General features: G+C 77.6%; 1 protein-coding gene and 1 pseudogene. One reads left to right on the top strand and one right to left on the bottom strand.

The window, feature by feature from the left end; genetic code table 11:
- Nucleotides 1-316, top strand: a pseudogene (locus ESO86_RS20040) (thiamine-phosphate kinase); the annotation flags it as partial.
- Here the strand turns inward: ESO86_RS20040 and ESO86_RS18300 are convergent.
- Nucleotides 286-608: RsmD family RNA methyltransferase (locus ESO86_RS18300; RefSeq protein WP_207207239.1), on the bottom strand; the 323-nt coding region annotated here is incomplete at its 5' end. The pseudogene ESO86_RS20040 and the gene ESO86_RS18300 sit on opposite strands and share 31 nt — an antisense overlap.

Here is a 608-nt window from a genome sequence, read left to right as displayed (position 1 = left end):
GGCGGCGACCGCCGGGGCGACGGCGATGCTCGACGTGAGCGACGGGCTCGCACGCGACGCACGGCGCCTCGCCGAGGCGAGCGCGGTCGGGCTCGAGTTCCACGCCGATGCGCTCGGCCCGGATCCGCTGACGGCGCTCGCCGGCGCCGAGGATCACGGCCTGCTCGCGACGTTCCCCGCGGGAGCGGTGCCTCCCGAGCCGTTCGAGGTCGTGGGCGTCGTGAACGCCGACGCCGGGCGGCTCACGCTCGGCGGCGAGCCCGTCGACACCAGCGGATGGGACCCCTACTCGGGCTGGGACGGCGGCGCCGGCTGATCCGGCCCGGTCGCGGCGGCCCACCACAGCGTCGTCTCGCCGTAGTCGCGGCGGCGCTCCGGCTCGATGCCGTCGGGCCAGGCGGGCTCGGGGGAGCGGCTGCTGCGTTCGACGACGACCGTCGCCGCGTCGGCCAGGAGCGGGGCGAGCAGCGACAGGTCGCGAGCCAGCTCGACCTCGCCGAGGTCGTACGGCGGGTCGATGAAGGCCAGGTCGACGCCCCCGGCCGCCGACTCGAGGTACGACGCGACGCTCCGCGCCTCCACGCGCACGCGCGGGGGTCGCACCCCGC

It is taken from the genome of Agromyces binzhouensis, assembly GCF_004135055.1.
GTDB classification, from domain to species: Bacteria; Actinomycetota; Actinomycetes; order Actinomycetales; family Microbacteriaceae; genus Agromyces; species Agromyces binzhouensis.
Note: the sequence above shows the minus strand (reverse complement) of the source record. Positions and strands in the feature narration are given on the sequence as shown.